This is a genomic window from Rhizobium sp. R635 (assembly GCF_002211285.1).
Classification (GTDB): Bacteria; Pseudomonadota; Alphaproteobacteria; order Rhizobiales; family Rhizobiaceae; genus Rhizobium.
This window is the reverse complement of the sequence record NZ_LOKX01000033.1, coordinates 47,224-61,943: the sequence shown is the minus strand read 5'-3', so window position 1 is coordinate 61,943 and position 14,720 is coordinate 47,224. Positions and strand designations below refer to the sequence as shown.

The 14,720-nt window shown below is 61.4% G+C and carries 17 protein-coding genes; 7 read left to right on the top strand and 10 right to left on the bottom strand.

Annotated features, from left to right (window positions below; translation table 11 throughout):
• Positions 1 to 52: 52 nt before the first annotated feature.
• The 6 genes from ATY78_RS21605 to ATY78_RS21580 form a co-directional block, all read right to left on the bottom strand.
• On the bottom strand, positions 53 to 1,330 hold the full coding sequence (locus ATY78_RS21605; protein WP_088684351.1) for a CpaE family protein: 1,278 nt from the start codon (positions 1,328 to 1,330) through the stop codon (positions 53 to 55).
• A 14-nt stretch (positions 1,331 to 1,344) separates the two neighbouring features.
• Positions 1,345 to 2,103 (bottom strand): CpaD family pilus assembly protein, encoded by a 759-nt coding sequence (locus ATY78_RS21600; protein WP_088684350.1) that lies wholly within the window; start codon positions 2,101 to 2,103, stop codon positions 1,345 to 1,347.
• Positions 2,100 to 3,599, bottom strand: a complete 1,500-nt coding sequence (locus ATY78_RS21595) for a type II and III secretion system protein family protein (protein ID WP_088684349.1) — start codon at positions 3,597 to 3,599, stop codon at positions 2,100 to 2,102. Before ATY78_RS21595 ends, ATY78_RS21600 begins: the two co-directional genes overlap by 4 nt.
• 12 nt (positions 3,600 to 3,611) lie before the next feature.
• Positions 3,612 to 4,427: a Flp pilus assembly protein CpaB gene (gene cpaB / locus ATY78_RS21590; RefSeq protein WP_088684348.1), complete on the bottom strand. Its 816-nt coding sequence runs from the start codon at positions 4,425 to 4,427 to the stop codon at positions 3,612 to 3,614.
• Between the two features lie 110 nt (positions 4,428 to 4,537).
• Positions 4,538 to 5,050: a prepilin peptidase gene (locus tag ATY78_RS21585; RefSeq protein WP_088684347.1), complete on the bottom strand. Its 513-nt coding sequence runs from the start codon at positions 5,048 to 5,050 to the stop codon at positions 4,538 to 4,540.
• A 125-nt stretch (positions 5,051 to 5,175) separates the two neighbouring features.
• The gene (locus ATY78_RS21580) at positions 5,176 to 5,364 is read right to left on the bottom strand and encodes a Flp family type IVb pilin (RefSeq protein WP_088684346.1); all 189 of its coding nucleotides are present in this window, start codon (positions 5,362 to 5,364) and stop codon (positions 5,176 to 5,178) included.
• A gap of 391 nt (positions 5,365 to 5,755) precedes the next feature.
• On the opposite strand from ATY78_RS21580, the gene ATY78_RS21575 reads away from it, so the two are divergent.
• The 7 genes from ATY78_RS21575 to ATY78_RS21545 all read left to right on the top strand — a co-directional run bounded on the left by ATY78_RS21575 (position 5,756) and on the right by ATY78_RS21545 (position 11,224).
• A complete protein-coding gene (locus tag ATY78_RS21575) occupies positions 5,756 to 6,163 on the top strand; it encodes a pilus assembly protein N-terminal domain-containing protein (RefSeq protein WP_088684345.1) in 408 nt (135 codons plus the stop codon).
• Positions 6,164 to 6,280: 117 nt separating this feature from the next.
• Positions 6,281 to 6,916 (top strand): TadE/TadG family type IV pilus assembly protein, encoded by a 636-nt coding sequence (locus ATY78_RS21570; RefSeq protein ID WP_088684344.1) that lies wholly within the window; start codon positions 6,281 to 6,283, stop codon positions 6,914 to 6,916.
• A complete protein-coding gene (locus tag ATY78_RS21565; RefSeq protein ID WP_088684599.1) occupies positions 6,916 to 7,497 on the top strand; it encodes a TadE/TadG family type IV pilus assembly protein in 582 nt (193 codons plus the stop codon). The genes ATY78_RS21570 and ATY78_RS21565 overlap by 1 nt, the downstream gene beginning before the upstream one ends.
• Positions 7,498 to 7,610: 113 nt before the next feature.
• The gene (locus ATY78_RS21560; RefSeq protein WP_088684343.1) at positions 7,611 to 8,831 is read left to right on the top strand and encodes a phosphopentomutase; all 1,221 of its coding nucleotides are present in this window, start codon (positions 7,611 to 7,613) and stop codon (positions 8,829 to 8,831) included.
• Positions 8,828 to 9,796 (top strand): adenosine deaminase, encoded by a 969-nt coding sequence (locus ATY78_RS21555; protein WP_088684342.1) that lies wholly within the window; start codon positions 8,828 to 8,830, stop codon positions 9,794 to 9,796. The genes ATY78_RS21560 and ATY78_RS21555 overlap by 4 nt, the downstream gene beginning before the upstream one ends.
• Positions 9,797 to 9,898: 102 nt before the next feature.
• Entirely contained in the window at positions 9,899 to 10,528 is a 630-nt protein-coding gene (upp, locus tag ATY78_RS21550) for a uracil phosphoribosyltransferase (RefSeq protein WP_004674949.1), read from the top strand.
• Positions 10,529 to 10,654: 126 nt separating this feature from the next.
• Complete coding sequence (locus ATY78_RS21545) at positions 10,655 to 11,224, top strand: TIGR02281 family clan AA aspartic protease (protein WP_088684341.1); 570 nt, start codon at positions 10,655 to 10,657, stop codon at positions 11,222 to 11,224.
• Between the two features lie 6 nt (positions 11,225 to 11,230).
• Here ATY78_RS21545 and deoA read toward each other — a convergent pair whose 3' ends face one another.
• From deoA to ATY78_RS21525, 4 genes are all read right to left on the bottom strand, one after another.
• The gene (deoA, locus tag ATY78_RS21540) at positions 11,231 to 12,538 is read right to left on the bottom strand and encodes a thymidine phosphorylase (protein WP_088684340.1); all 1,308 of its coding nucleotides are present in this window, start codon (positions 12,536 to 12,538) and stop codon (positions 11,231 to 11,233) included.
• Position 12,539: 1 nt separating this feature from the next.
• Positions 12,540 to 13,316 (bottom strand): deoxyribose-phosphate aldolase, encoded by a 777-nt coding sequence (deoC, locus tag ATY78_RS21535; RefSeq protein ID WP_088684339.1) that lies wholly within the window; start codon positions 13,314 to 13,316, stop codon positions 12,540 to 12,542.
• Between the two features lie 177 nt (positions 13,317 to 13,493).
• Positions 13,494 to 14,333, bottom strand: a complete 840-nt coding sequence (locus ATY78_RS21530; RefSeq protein ID WP_088684338.1) for a purine-nucleoside phosphorylase — start codon at positions 14,331 to 14,333, stop codon at positions 13,494 to 13,496.
• The gene (locus tag ATY78_RS21525; protein WP_007827313.1) at positions 14,330 to 14,719 is read right to left on the bottom strand and encodes a cytidine deaminase; all 390 of its coding nucleotides are present in this window, start codon (positions 14,717 to 14,719) and stop codon (positions 14,330 to 14,332) included. The genes ATY78_RS21530 and ATY78_RS21525 overlap by 4 nt, the downstream gene beginning before the upstream one ends.
• Between the last annotated feature and the right edge of the window lies 1 nt (position 14,720).

Sequence of the window (14,720 nt, the reverse complement as noted above, 5' to 3'; positions counted from 1 at the left end):
TTTTTGTTTTCACGCAATTCCGCTGCGCAGTTTTGCTGGAATTGCTCATCGTCTACTTACGCTTCAGGAGGCCCATCAGGCCGCCCTTCTTCGCCTTCTTGATCGCGACACGGCCGGTAACGATGTGCGATATCTGCGAAAAGGTTTCCGCCGTCGGCGATTTCGGATCGACTTCCGAGATCATCCGGCCGCTGTTGGCGGCGTTGCCGAAAAGATTGATGTCAAAGGGAATGATGGCGATCGGATCGATTTCCAGCGGTTCGCAGAAGTCCGAGGGCGAGATCTCCGGACGCTTCGGCATGCCGACCTGATTGAGGACGAGATGCGGCGGCTTGTCGTTCGGCCGCATCTTGCGCAGCGCGTCCAGCATGTTCTTCGCATTGCGCAGATTGGCGAGATCGGGAACCGCGCACAAAACCACCTCGTCGACGCTCGACAGCACCGAGCGCGTCCATTCCGACCAGGCATGCGGAACATCGAGCACCGTGACCGGCGCGCTGCGCTGCAGGACGTCGAGTACCGGCTGGAAGGCCTGGCCGTCGAAATCATAAGCGCGGTCGAGCAGCGAGGGTGCTGCAAGCAGGGAAAGATGCTCGGAGCATTTCGTCAGCAGGCGGTCGAGGAAGACTTCGTCGAGACGATCCGGCGCGAAGACCGCCTCGGCGATCCCCTGAGCCGGATCCTGGTCGAAGTCGATATTCGCCGTGCCGTAGGGCAGGTCGAGATCAGCGAGGATCGTCTCTGTGGAGAAGAGATTGGAAATGCCGAAGGCGCAATTATGCGCAACGGTCGAGGCGCCGGTGCCGCCTTTCGAGCCGATGAAGGCGATGCTGCGGCCGAGCGGCTCGGCCTCCGGATCGACGAAGATCGAAGCCATCGCCGTCAGGATATCGGGCATGGCGACCGGCTGGACCATATATTCGGAAATGCCGTTGCGGATGAGTTCGCGATAGAGACCGATATCATTGTAGTAGCCGACGATCACGACCTTCGTCGTCGGGTCGCAGACGGCGGCGAGCGGAGCGAGTTCTCCAAGCAGGCTGCCGGAATTGGCTTTGGTCTCCAGGATGATGAGGTTCGGCGTCGGAGCGCCGGAAAACATATTGGCCGCGGCAGCTATGCCGCCGCTGGTGATGCGCATGCTGACCTTCGCCATGCGCCGATCGTTGGCGCAGCGCTCCATGACATGCTGCAGGGCCTCGCTCTCGCAGAAGGCGTGAACGGAGATGCGCGGCAGCGGCCGCATGTTTTCCAGATCCGCCATGCGCACCGCCTCTTCGGCGTGGCGAAGCTCGCTGGGGTTCCTGATTTCGTATTCGATCGCGCTCATCGTTCCGTTCCGCCTCAGAATCCGCTGCTGCTGTCGCCGATCTCTTCGATCGTCGACGTCGTCGTCCGGTACTCCTGGATGGCATTGTTGCGTCGCTGCGCATCGATCGGCGTCATGCCGCGAGGTGCAACCAGGTCCTCCGGATTGGCAATCTGGGCGGCAAGGTTGTTCTGAGAGGCGCAGCCGAAATTATAATAATTCTGGTTGGTGAAATCGTTCGAGATATCCTTCGGCCATTGGCCGCACTGCGTAGTGACCGCGGTCGTTCCGGTAAAGCTCAGCCGGATCGGCGCCGCATCGCCGGCACCGGCGGCGGCATAGGAGGTGTTGACGATCTTCGAGCTTGCGATCCCCCTCGCCGCCAGTTCGGCGCGGACCTGGTTGCGCAGCTGATGAGCCGCCGCCGAATTGGGCGAGCCTTCCGGCGACAGGACGTAAACGGGGCCCGACGCGCGTGAGATGTAGTTTGCGGCAAAGCCCCGGATGAGATCGCGTTGGGCGATGGTCAGGCGGCGGTCGGTCGAGGCGACGGGTATATCCACCGTCTGCTCCGCCTCCGTCACGATGATCGGATGGCGGGCGCGGTAATCGTCGGGAATGCCGCCCGTCGTCAGCTGGTCGTGCGGACCGGCGCATCCGGAAAGGACCGCCACCGAAATGACGGCGGTGGCAAAAAGCGCCCTGGAGATTCCGAGGCGGGGTGTCGTCGCATTCATATGGGCCATCGCCTGATCTCTGTTCTCGTCCATTGCTGCCGATCGCGCCCCGCTCATTTGTAGATGAACCCGATCGAGCCGTGGAACTGCGCATCGGCGACGGGCGCCTCGCGGCGGCCATAGACCTTGTTCACACGGTTGAGGAAGAAGGTTGCACCGTCATTCTCAGGGCTGAAATTGTCGTCCGGCCGGTTGAGCTGGTTACGCGCCACCGGGCGCACCAGATAGGGTGTCGCGATGATGACGAGTTCGGTTTCCTGACGCTCGAAACCCTTCTGGCGGAAGAGCGTGCCGAGCAGCGGGATTTTCGAGACGCCGGGCGTGCCGCCCATCGTCTGGGAAACGTTGTCGCGGATGAGACCGGCCAGCGCGATCGAACCGCCCGAGGGCAGCTCCACCGAGGTTTCCGCCGAACGGCGCTGATAAGTGGCGTTGCCGCTGCCGGATACCGGTTCGGAGACGTTCGTCTTGATCTGCAGGCTGATGCGGCCCGATGACAGCACGACCGGCTTGAAAGCGAGGTTGATACCGTAGTTGAACGGTACGACGGTGACGTTACCGTCGCTATCGGTCGTCGAATATAGCTGCTGACCACCGGAATTAAAGGTCGCGGCCTGGCCCGATATCGCCGTCAGCGTCGGTTCGGCGAGCGTCTTGACGACCTTTGCCTGCTCCAGCGCGTTCAGATAGGTGGAGATGTCGTATTTGCCGATCGAGCTCTTGAAGAGCGCCGCCAGGCCGCCGCCGACCGTCGCCGTCGCACCGTCAGCGTTGGGAGTGCCGAGTTGAGCGACCGTCATGCCGGAGGAATTGGAGACGAGATTGTCGAAGCCGAGCTGCTTCAGGACCTCGCGACGGACCTCGGCGATGGTCACCTTGAGAGTGACCTGGTCCTCGCCCTGGATCTGCAGCAGGTTGACGACCTGCGAGGCCTGACGGCCTTCGGCAAACAGCGCCACCGAGCTGTCGCCGCCGGTGCCGGATGCCGTCTCGGTTCTCGTCGTCGCCTCGCCGCCCTTCAGGAAGACCTGCGCCAGATCGGCAGCCTGCGTGGCATCCTGCGGGGTGCGCACGGTGCCGGTCAGCACGATATTGTCTGAGACGATTTCGACGTTGATGTTGGAATCGGGAATGAAGCGGCGGAGATTGACTTCGAGACCGGAAACATCGCGCTCGATCTCGATATCGAGATTGACGATCTCCTGCCCATCGCCGCCGAAGACGAAGATATTCGTCTGGCCGACCTTCTTGCCGAACAGGTAGATGCGCCGCGAGGTGCGGGTCACGGCATCGGCCATGGTCGGATCGGAGACGAGGATATCATGCGCATCCTCCGGCAGGTCGACGACGACGGCCTTGTTGAGCCCGAGCTTCAGCCGGCGGTGGGCATTGGGGCCGGTCTGCGAGATACGCACCAAGCTGTCGGAATCGGCACGCGCCTCGCCTGCACCGAAAAGCGGCGCGAGGGGGGCCGGCGCCATGCCGGAGGCGCCGATTGCCAGCGAGAGACCGCCTGTCAGCAGAAGCCTGGCGCGCCGCGTTGAATTGCCCATTTGCACGTCCTTTTACTCCGCCTTCGCCGCGCCGCTGGCATCCGTGACGATGGCGCCTGATTTGATGACCTGAATGATCGCACTGCCGTTATCGCCGCTCAGGAGATAGTCCGCCGCGCTGGTATCCTGCTCCTGCGCATCGGCGACGGAGCGCAGCGCCAGGGACAACCGGTCCGCCATCTGCTGGGCGACGGCGAGAACCTTGGTCTGGTCCGGGGTCAGCTCGAGCGTCGCGGTCGTGCCGACCACCGCCTTCGAGCCGTCCTCGTTTTCCTGGATCTGCTGGTCGATGGCGAGAACACGGACATTGCTCAGCACGGTTTCGGTAATGAGCTTGTTGGCTTCCGTGCCCTTGCGGACCATGATGACGTCGACGCGGTCGTTCGGCAGAATGAAACCGCCGGCGCCCGTTGCCACCGAGATCTCGGTCGCCACCGCGCGCTTGCCGGCCGGCAACAGCGAAGACAGGATGCGGCTGTTGGAATCGGCGACCTTTTCTGGCCGGATCGGCTCGCCTTCGAAGATCGGAAGACGAACGACGGCGCCCTGCAGATCCTTGATCGCATCCGGCTTGTCGGCTTCGGTGATCAAGCCCTGGACGACACCGTCCTGCGGCCAAGCCATCCAGTGAACCGACTTCTCGTCCAGCCTTGCGCCGACCGGCAGGTTGCCGCTCGATACGAGGATGTTGACGGTCGGTTCCTTCTCGACGACCGACTGGACCTGGGTGACGACATCGGGATTGCCCGCCATGTGCATCGCCAGCAAGCCGGCGAGGCCGGCTGCCACCACGGCGACACCTAGGATTATAACGCGGGCCGGTTTCATCGATCATTCCTCAGGGCACGATATGTTCGCCCCGCAGAATGCTCAGGAATTGGTATAATTATGGTTAATGGAACGCTTACATTTTAAGTTAACGGGCATTTAAAATGCCGTCATTTCAGGCTTTCCAGCGCAGTGAGGAAGAGTGGCGAGTATGGGAAGGCCATGAAGCCACCGATAGCGATGGCGATGCCATAGGGGATCTTCTTGGCGAGCAGGACCGAGTCCGGCACCGGCAGGCCGATCGCGAGGATGGTGTCCGATTGCGCTCTCACCAGCAGGATGAACAAGGTGACGAGACCGCCGATGAGGGCGACATCGGTCATGAGGAAAAGAAGAGATTCGTTCAGACCGAACCAGAGCGCTGTGGCACTCAGCAACTTGGCGTCTCCGCCGCCCATCACATTGAAGGCGAAAAGGGCAAAACAGGCGGTAAAGACGATGGTGCCCGCGGCAAGATGCATGCCGATCGCTTGCAGGCCAAGGCCGGAGAGCGGTGCGAGAATGAAGAAGGAGGCGATGAGAATCAAGGAAACGCGATTCGGAATCGTCATGGTGAACAGATCCGAAAACGCCGCCATGGCGAGGCAGAGTGGCAGGATCAGGAAGACTGCGGCTGCGATCATGCGTATACCCGATCATAGTTAAGACACGAAAAGGCTCACGGCCGTTCAGCCTGTGAGCCCACTCGAATGTTCGGCCGAAACAAATCCGGCCGACACTATCCCGACGCCGTCTGGCGGTATCTAGCTCAGCCGCCGCTTGCCGTCTGAGCAGTCGTCATCTTGTTGCTCAGGCCGTTGAACGTGTTACCGATCTTGCCGCCGAGGGTCGTTGCGCCAGCAATGAGCGCTACGGAAATGAGGGCAGCGATCAGGCCGTATTCGATTGCGGTCGCGCCGGATTCGTCCTTCAGAAAACGGCTAAAAAGCTTGGTCATGGTTACTCCTAACTCCAGTTGATGTTCAGCACGTCCGCCAACTGTTGCCGTTGATCGGATGACTGCAACCTAGCGAATGGGCGTTTCCATCCGCTTAAAGAAAAGAGTTAACAATATGCGAATGAGACAACAGGCCCTTGTAAGGTAAGCATTTTCTTACCCGATTCCCTAAATGTCTACGAATATCCCAGACCATGCCGCACCGACGCCCGTGCCATCGTCCTGGAATGGAGCGATCGCCGTACCTTCTTGTGACAGCTACCGATTGTGACCGTCTCAAACCGAACCGCTTCGCTTCATTCCAGAACATAGGCTATCGGGCTTAAGGCTTCGTTCACCATTTTTTTCCATTCTATACGCCTATTGCGCTGTGATCGTGAAAGAGGACCAGATGTCATCGAGCGGCAAAATCATTTTCTTTGCCGGCATGATCGCCGTTTTCGGTATTTCGGGCGTTTCCTCGGCCGAAGACGATGACATGCTGCGGGTCTATATGGATCACGCGCGCGTCCTGAAGCTCGACCGCCCGGTCAGCAAGGTGATCGTCGGCAACGCCAAGGTCGCCGATGCGACCGTGGCCGATGCCAAGACCATCGTGCTCACGGGACGCAGCTTCGGCACCACCAATCTCGTCCTGCTCGATGCCGACGGCAATGCGATCCTCGACGAACGCATCCTGGTGTCGATCGACGAGGGCAATACGGTGCGCGTCTACCGGCAGACGGAGCGCTCGGTGCTTTCCTGCACGCCGAACTGCGAGCAGCATGCTCAGGAAGCTACCGCCGCCGCCTCTCCCTGATTGGCTCGCCTTCGGGCTTCTTCGGCCATTCGTTAAAATCGTCGTATCAGGCTGAAACGGAAAATCAACGAACGGACCTTAGTGTGACGGCTGTAAAATGTCGCACGGGTCCAGGCAATGACGGTCATTGATCAGAAGACGGATAAGCCGCGCGCCTTCGCGCCGTTCCGTTTCTCACGATTGCGCTCGCTTGCCCGTTCGCGCGACGGCGCGGCGGCAATCGAATTCGCGCTGCTCGCCATTCCGTATTTCATGGTGATCTTCGCGATCCTCGAAACCTTCGTCGCCTTCGCGGCCGAGGAACTCGTCTCCAACGCCGTCGATACGATGGGCCGACGGATGCGAACCGGGCAGATCACCTACAATCTCGGCCGCACGACCGATATGAACCAGGCACAGTTCCGCCAGGCTTTCTGCAACGAGATCTCAATCCTGATCAGCTGCTCGGCGACCGAGGTCGCCACACCCAGCAAACTCTACCTGGATGTACAGACCTTCAGCAGTTTTTCGGCCATCCCGACGACGATCCCCAAGCTCTCCACCGACAAATATGCCGACATCAACACCGCAGCCTTCAAATATACGCCGGGCGGCGCCGGCACCATCAACATGCTGCGCGCCTATTATCGCTGGGAAATCATCACGGATCTGGTCCGGCCTTACATTACGACGATAAGGCCGTCGGACGGTTCGATGCCGACGCAATATCTGATCGTCGCGACCACGGCTTTCCAGAACGAGCAGTATCCATGATGGCCTTGCGCAATCCGTTCACCAGAGTTGTATTGACGGCGCGACGGCTGGCACGAGAGCGCAAGGGCGCCGGCGCGATCGAATTCGCAATCCTCTTTCCCGTGCTCGTCATGCTCTATATCGGCGCTTTCGAGATTACGATCGGCCTCAGCGTCAGCAAGCGCGTGACCCGCGCCGCAGGAACGATCGCCGATATCGTCACCCAGCAGCAATCGGTCACGAAGAGCGCGCTTGCGCAGATGCCGTCGGTCGCCACCGCGATGTTCGTACCCTACAACACGACGTCGCTGAAGCTGAAGATCACAGGGATTACCATCGACGCCGGCGCCAACGCGAAAGTGCTGTGGTCGTGGGCGCAGGACGGGACGGTGCCCTACGCCAAGAACACCACCGTGGCCGACGTGCCGTCGGACATGAAGACGGCAAACAGCTTCCTGGTCCGCACCGAGCTCAGCATTCCCTACACGATGTTCCTGTTCGCGCCGAACTTCATGCCGGATGGCGTCCGGACGATCACCATCAGCCGGAGCTATTTCTATCGCCAGCGGCAAGGCGACTCCATCCCCTGCGGCGACTGCTGAGCAGCCTTTTCCCCTCTTCCCGAATTTGCCAAGCCGACCGCAGCATTATATGGCTGAGCCTGTGCCGTCTCCCGATCTCTCAGGGGTCGGCGATCGGTTCTTTCGGGTGTAAAATGGCGCGTGCCTTTCTTTTCGTTCTGGATTCCTTCGGCGTCGGCGGCGCGCCGGATGCTGCGGCCTATGGCGACGAGGGCGCCGATACGCTCGGCCATATCGCCGAATTCTGCGCAGCCGGAGCCGGAGATCGTGCTGGTCTGCGCAGCGGGCCGCTTTCCCTGCCGAATATGTCCGAGCTCGGGCTGATGCATATCGCACGGGCCGCGTCCGGCCAGTTTCCGGCCGGCATGCCTCTCCCGGAGAAGGTCTACGGCGTCTATGGGGCCGCCAGCGAAATCTCCCGCGGCAAGGATACGCCATCGGGCCATTGGGAGATCGCCGGAACGCCCGTCAACTTCGATTGGGGCTATTTCCCGACAGAGGGCGACGCCTTTGCGCCGGAGCTCATAGAAACGTTGTGCAGAGAAGGGGATGTGCCCGGCATTCTCGGCAATTGCCATGCCTCGGGAACGGATATCATCGCCCGGCTCGGTGAGGAGCATATCCGTACCGGCAAGCCGATCTGCTACACATCCTCAGATTCGGTCTTCCAGGTTGCGGCGCATGAGGCGCATTTCGGCCTCGAACGCCTGCTCACCTTTTGCCGGGTCGCCCGCGGACTGCTCGATCCCTACAATATCGGCCGCGTCATCGCCCGGCCCTTCATTGGCCAATCGGCTTCGACGTTTGAGCGCACCGGAAACCGGCGCGACTTCTCCGTGCTGCCGCCGGAGCCGACGTTGCTCGACCGGCTTGTCCAGCATGGACGACATGTGCATGCCGTGGGAAAGATCGGCGATATCTTCGCCCATCAGGGCATTTCGAGGGTCATCAAGGCGAACGGCAACGCAGCGCTGATGGATGCCTCGCTTTCGGCAATCGACGATGCTGAGGACGGCGATCTCGTCTTCACCAATTTCGTCGATTTCGACATGAATTACGGCCATCGCCGCGATGTTCCGGGTTATGCCGCCGCCCTCGAAGCCTTCGACGCGCGCCTGCCGGAAGTCCACAAGAAGCTGAAGTCAGGCGATCTCGTCGTGCTCACCGCCGACCATGGCTGCGATCCGACCTGGCGCGGCACGGACCATACGCGCGAACGCGTGCCGATCATTGCCTACGGCCCCGGCATACGATCGCGTTCGATCGGCGTGCGCCGCACCTATGCCGACATCGGCGAAAGCATTGCGCGGCATCTCGGCATTCCGGCCGGACCGCACGGAAGGAGTTTTCTGTGACATCGCATTTGAAGAAGGTCGAACTGCACTGCCATCTGGAGGGTGCGGCGCCGCCTGCATTGACCGAGGCGCAGGCGCGGAAATACGGCGTCGACATCAGCGGAGAGCTTCGCGACGGCACCTATGTCTGGCATGATTTCGCAAGCTTCCTCAAATGCTACGACAAGGTTTCCGAGGTCTACAAGACCGAGGAAGACTATGCGCTTCTGACCGAAACCTATCTCGACGAACTCGCCGGCATCAACACGATCTACAGCGAACTCATCGTGTCACCCGATCATGGCAAGCGGATCGGGCTCGGCGCCGATGCCTATATTGCAGGCGTCTGCGAAGGCATCCGGCGCGCTCGGGGAAAGAGCGGCATCGAGGCCCGGCTGATCGTGACCGGCGAGCGGCATTTCGGCCCGGAAAGCGTGATCGGTGCCGCCGAATATGCGGCAAAGGCCGACAATCCGTTGATCACCGGCTTCAACCTTGCCGGCGAGGAACGCATGGGCCGCGTCGCCGATTATGTCAGAGCTTTCGATATCGCCCGCGATGCCGGCCTGGGGCTCACCATCCATGCCGGCGAGGTGTGCGGCGCCTTCAGTGTCGCCGATGCGCTCGATGCCGTGCGCCCCTCGCGCATCGGCCATGGGGTGCGCGCCATCGAGGATCTCGATCTGGTGAAGCGTCTTGCCGATCTCGGCACCGTGCTCGAAGTCTGCCCAGGCTCCAATATCGCGCTCAAAGTCTTTCCCGACTTTGTTTCGCATCCGCTGCGCCGGCTGAAGGAGGCCGGCGTGCAGGTGACGATCAGCTCGGACGATCCGCCTTTCTTCCATACGTCGCTGAAGCGGGAATACGAGCTTGCCGCCGACGTTTTCGGCTTCGACGATGCGGAGATCAACGCCATGACGCGCACCGCAATCGAAGCGGCCTTCGTCGACGACGAGACGCGGAAGGCGCTGCTCGCCCGCCTGTAAGGCGAGAGGCTGGGGAAGATCGGCGCAAATTCGGCTTCACTCTTGCGGTCGGGCCGATTTCCGTGAAAGAAACATTCGATAGAAAGAATGAAAGGCTTCCCCATGGACGGCGTCACGGTCATCGATCATCCGCTTGTGCAGCACAAGCTCACCATCATGCGGCGCAAGGAGACATCGACGGGAAGTTTCCGGCGCCTGCTGCGCGAAATTTCCACCCTGCTCTGTTACGAAGTGACCCGCGATCTCGAACTGACGATGGAAACGATCGAGACGCCGCTGCAGACGATCGAGTCGCCGATCCTGGAAGGCAAGAAGCTGGTCTTCGCCTCGATCCTGCGCGCCGGCAACGGGCTGCTCGAAGGCATGCTCGATCTCGTGCCTTCCGCCCGCGTGTCGCATATCGGCGTCTACCGCGATCACGAAACACTGCAGCCGGTCGAATATTATTTCAAGGCGCCGGAAGATGTGGCCGAGCGTCTGATCATCGTCGTCGACCCGATGCTGGCAACCGGCAACTCATCGATCGCGGCAATCGACAAGCTCAAGGAGCGCGGCGCTCACAATATCCGTTTCCTCTGCCTGCTTGCCGCCCCGGAAGGCATCCGCAATTTCCGCGCGGCGCATCCCGACGTTCCCGTCTTCACCGCGGCGATCGACAGCCATCTCAACGAGAAGGGCTATATCGTGCCCGGCCTCGGCGATGCCGGCGACCGCATGTACGGCACCAAGTAATTTCAGTTTTCTTTACCAAATCGAAAGACTTCGAGGCCCGGCGGTTCACTCCGGGCCTTTTTTGCTGCCGATATTAGCAACTTGTCAGCACTTGAGGCGTAGCAAGCTTGAAGCATGAAGCCCCGCATGAAGCGGGGTTTATACAGGAAGGATTTCTGTTTCATGCTCGTGCGTACCGTCATATTCGCCAGCATCGCCGCGGTGCTCGCCACACAGGTGCCTTCCTTCTTCGGCGGCGCCGGCCAGCAGCCTGCCGAAGCCCTCTCCGCCAACTATGTCTCGACCGACAGCGACAAGCCCGCAGCAGCCGCGCCCGTCTCCGGCAGCAATATGATCCGCCTGCAGGCAGATGCGCAGGGCCACTATATCGGCAGCTTCAAAATGAACGGCAAGCTGGTGCAGGGTCTGATCGACACCGGCGCCACCTATGTCGCACTCAACGAGACGCTTGCCCGCCGGCTCGGTTTCACGGCCAACCGGCTCGATTTCCGCTACGGCGTGAACACCGCAAACGGCCAGACGAAGGCCGCGCATGTGACGCTCGACCGGATCGAAATCGGCGGCATTCGCGTCCGCGACGTCGAGGCCTTCGTCCTCAGGGATGAAGCCCTGACGACGACGCTGGTCGGCATGAGCTTCCTGCAGAAGCTCGCCTCCTATTCCGTCGCCGACGGCTCGCTCAGCCTCAAGCAATAATCCGCGTCAGACAAGGCCCGCAATGACAGGGCCGAGCGCCGGCTCGTCCTCACTAATGCGGTAATGCGCGGCGAGTGCTGCGGCTGCCCGCTCGGCTGCGTCTTCGTCGGCGGCATGAACGAGGGCGATCGGCTCGCCGGCATTCACGCGGGTGCCGAGCGGCAGGAGTTCGGAGAAGCCGACACGGTGATCGATGCGGTCTGCCGGATGGCGTCTTCCGCCGCCGAGATCGATGACGCTGACGCCGATACCGCGGGCGTCGCAGGCGGCAAGCCAGCCGGATCGGACGGCCGTGACGGGCTTTTCGATTGGGGCCCTGGCCAGGTAGTTATCGGGGTTCTCGATGAGATCGCCGGGGCCGCCGAGCATGGAGACCATGCGCGCAAAAACCTCAGCCGCCTTTCCCGACGACAGGGCCTGACGCGCCACCCGCTCACCTTCGTCGGGCGAAGCGGCAGTTCCCGATTTCACCAGCATTTCGGCGGCGAAGGCGAGAACGACGGTATCGAGCCGCGTATTCTCTTTCCTGCCCGCCAGGAAATCCAGGCAGTTGCGCATTTCGACGGCATTGCCGGCGCTATCGGCAAGGGGCTCATTCATGTCGGTGATCAGCGCCGAGGTCTTCACCCCTGCACCATTGGCCACTTCGACCAGGGAACGCGCCAGGATCTCCGCCTGATGGCGATCGGCCATGAAAGCGCCGTTGCCGACCTTGACGTCGAGCACCAGCGTCTGAAGCCCGGCCGCGAGTTTCTTCGACAGGATGGAAGCCGTGATGAGCGGAATGGAATCGACTGTGGCGGTCACATCACGCACGGCATAGAGCCTGCCATCGGCGGGCGCCAAGGCTCCGGTCTGGCCGATGATGGCGCACCCCGCCTCCTTCACCACCCTGCGGAACAGGCCGGCATCCGGGGTGATCGTATAGCCTGGAATGGATTCGAGCTTATCCAGCGTGCCGCCGGTATGGCCGAGACCGCGCCCCGATATCATCGGAACGGCGAGGCCGCAGGCGGCCGCGATCGGCGCCAGCATCAGCGAAACATTGTCGCCGACGCCTCCGGTCGAATGTTTATCGGCGATCGGACGATCGATATCGGTCCATTCCAGCCGGTCGCCGGAATCGGCCATCGCCAGCGTCAGGGCCACGATTTCCTCTCGTGACATGCCCTTGAACCAAACGGCCATGGCGAAGGCGCCGATTTGGCCTTCCGATAGCTGCCCGGCGGCGAGCGCGCCGATGAAGGAGCTGATATCGACGGAGCTAAGCTCCTCGCCATTGCGCTTGCGCCGGATGATCTCCTGCGGGATCATTTCAATAGCTCGATGCCGCAGCCGATACCGACTGTGCTCCGCCGAGAACCGCCAGTATATCGTCGAGCAGGCTGGAGGCGCCGAAGCGGAAGGTCGACGGCATCGCCCAGTCCGGCGCCATGATGGTCTCGGCAAGGCTCAGGTAGAGCGCCGCATCGGCGACCGAGCCGATGCCGCCTGCCGGCTTGAAGCCCACCTTGCGTCCACTTTCGCGAATGGAGCGGATCATGATGTCGGCGGCTTCGAGCGTCGCGTTAACGGCGACCTTGCCTGTGGAAGTCTTGATGAAATCGGCGCCGGCTTCGATGGCGAGTTCCGAGGCGCGGCGGATCAGGGCCGCATCCTTGAGCTCGCCTGTCTCGATGATGACCTTGAGGAGAACGGGACCGGCGCACTCGGCGCGAACGGCCCTCACCATGTCGGTCACTGCCTTTTCATTGCCGGCAAGCAGCTTGCGGTAGGGAATGACCAGATCGATTTCATCGGCGCCGTCGGCGATGGCTTCGCGTGTTTCAGCGGCGACATCGGCAACCTCCATATCGCCGGAGGGGAAGTTGACAACGGTCGCGATGCGCACGGCATGGGCGGTGCCGAGAATATTGCGGGCATGGGCGACGAAACGCGGCCAGATGCAGATCGCGGCGCTGTTGCCGTAGGGCGTCTGCGCGCGGGCACAAAGCGCATCGATCTGGGCTTCCGTGCAATCGTCCTTCAGATTGGTGAGATCGAGCAGGGAAAGGGCAACAGCCGCCGTTTCCCGGATGGAATGGCTATTCATTTTCACTTCCTCTAGAGCATGATGCCGAAAAGTGTGAGCGGTTTTCGGACAACATCATGCTCTCACTATTTAATGTAGAACAAGATTCAGATTTTAGGCCTACCCGGCCTAAAATCATCCTGTTCTAGAGCGGTTCAGGTTTTCACGGAAACGCAGAACCGCTCTAACTTTTTGTTTTTACGCAATTCCGGACGGAAAACCGCTTCGCACTTTTCCTGGAATTGCTCCAGCCGCAATCATGTCTTTCAATATGGCGGCAAGACGGGCGCCGCCGATGGGCGCCATGTCCTTGGTTTCCTCATGGCTGAGCTCATTGCCGGTCATGCCTGCCCCATAGTTGGTGATAACGGAAGCGGCTGCAACCCTCAGACCCAGCATTCTTGCAATGATGACCTCGGGCACCGTCGACATGCCGACGGCATCGGCGCCGAGAATGCGCGCCATGCGGATTTCGGCCGGCGTTTCGAAGCTCGGGCCGGAGAGCCACATGTAGACACCCTGCGCCAGCTCGATCTCGAGCTTTGCCGCAGCCTTCTGCATCGCCGCTGCAAGGCCGGCATCATAGGCATTGGTCATGCCGACGAAACGGCGGTCGCTTTCCTCGCCGATCAGCGGGTTCATGCCGGAATAGTTGATGTGGTCGGTAATCTGCATCACCGAACCGGGCGGCATGTCGTCACGCAGCGACCCGGCCGAATTGGTCAGGATCAGCACCTCGACACCGAGCGCCTTCAGCACCTCTATCGGCAGGCGCATGGCGCCGGCATCGCCCTTTTCGTAATAGTGAACGCGGCCGGAGAGCATGATGACAGGCACGCCGCCAAGCCGGCCGGCGACGACTTCACCGGCATGGCCAGAGACGGCGCTGACGGGAAAGCCCGGCAGATCCTTGTAGGGGACGTGGACGGCGCCCTCCAGCTCCCCGACGAGCGAGCCGAGGCCGGAGCCGAGCACGATACCGTGGCGCGGCTTGATGCCACCAAGCAATGCGGCGAGCAGGCTGACCGTCGCCTTCATCCGAGTTCCGTCTCGAAGCTGAAGGGAAGAAGCTCTTCCATCGTCATCGTCTTCTTCACGCCGGCTTCGTCACAGAGATAGATCTTGGTGTCCTTGGAGGCGAATTCGGAGATCTTTTGCCGGCAGCCGCCGCAGGGCGGGCAGAGCGGCAGCTTCTCCGCGATGACGGCCATTTCCACGATCTTCTTCGCCCCGCCCATGATCATGGCGCCGATCGCTGTCGGTTCGGCGCACCAGCCTTGCGGAAAGGAGAGGTTCTCGATGTTGGCGCCGGTATAAACCTTGCCATCTTCGGCGCGGATCGCCGCGCCGACCGGGAATTTCGAATAGGGCGCATGGGCAAAGGCCATGGCGCCGCGGGCGGCTTCGAACAGGTCGTGAGACATG

Bases quoted from the DNA above. Each gene is read 5' to 3' on its own strand.
- ATY78_RS21605 (WP_088684351.1), bottom strand. From the start codon at position 1,330: ATGAGCGCGATCGAATACGAAATCAGGAACCCCAGCGAGCTTCGCCAC.
- ATY78_RS21600 (WP_088684350.1), bottom strand. From the start codon at position 2,103: ATGAGCGGGGCGCGATCGGCAGCAATGGACGAGAACAGAGATCAGGCG.
- ATY78_RS21595 (WP_088684349.1), bottom strand. From the start codon at position 3,599: ATGGGCAATTCAACGCGGCGCGCCAGGCTTCTGCTGACAGGCGGTCTC.
- cpaB (WP_088684348.1), bottom strand. From the start codon at position 4,427: ATGAAACCGGCCCGCGTTATAATCCTAGGTGTCGCCGTGGTGGCAGCC.
- ATY78_RS21585 (WP_088684347.1), bottom strand. From the start codon at position 5,050: ATGATCGCAGCCGCAGTCTTCCTGATCCTGCCACTCTGCCTCGCCATG.
- ATY78_RS21580 (WP_088684346.1), bottom strand. From the start codon at position 5,364: ATGACCAAGCTTTTTAGCCGTTTTCTGAAGGACGAATCCGGCGCGACC.
- ATY78_RS21575 (WP_088684345.1), top strand. From the start codon at position 5,756: ATGTCATCGAGCGGCAAAATCATTTTCTTTGCCGGCATGATCGCCGTT.
- ATY78_RS21570 (WP_088684344.1), top strand. From the start codon at position 6,281: ATGACGGTCATTGATCAGAAGACGGATAAGCCGCGCGCCTTCGCGCCG.
- ATY78_RS21565 (WP_088684599.1), top strand. From the start codon at position 6,916: ATGGCCTTGCGCAATCCGTTCACCAGAGTTGTATTGACGGCGCGACGG.
- ATY78_RS21560 (WP_088684343.1), top strand. From the start codon at position 7,611: ATGGCGCGTGCCTTTCTTTTCGTTCTGGATTCCTTCGGCGTCGGCGGC.
- upp (WP_004674949.1), top strand. From the start codon at position 9,899: ATGGACGGCGTCACGGTCATCGATCATCCGCTTGTGCAGCACAAGCTC.
- ATY78_RS21545 (WP_088684341.1), top strand. From the start codon at position 10,655: ATGAAGCGGGGTTTATACAGGAAGGATTTCTGTTTCATGCTCGTGCGT.
- deoA (WP_088684340.1), bottom strand. From the start codon at position 12,538: ATGATCCCGCAGGAGATCATCCGGCGCAAGCGCAATGGCGAGGAGCTT.
- deoC (WP_088684339.1), bottom strand. From the start codon at position 13,316: ATGAATAGCCATTCCATCCGGGAAACGGCGGCTGTTGCCCTTTCCCTG.
- ATY78_RS21530 (WP_088684338.1), bottom strand. From the start codon at position 14,333: ATGAAGGCGACGGTCAGCCTGCTCGCCGCATTGCTTGGTGGCATCAAG.
- ATY78_RS21525 (WP_007827313.1), bottom strand. From the start codon at position 14,719: ATGTCTCACGACCTGTTCGAAGCCGCCCGCGGCGCCATGGCCTTTGCC.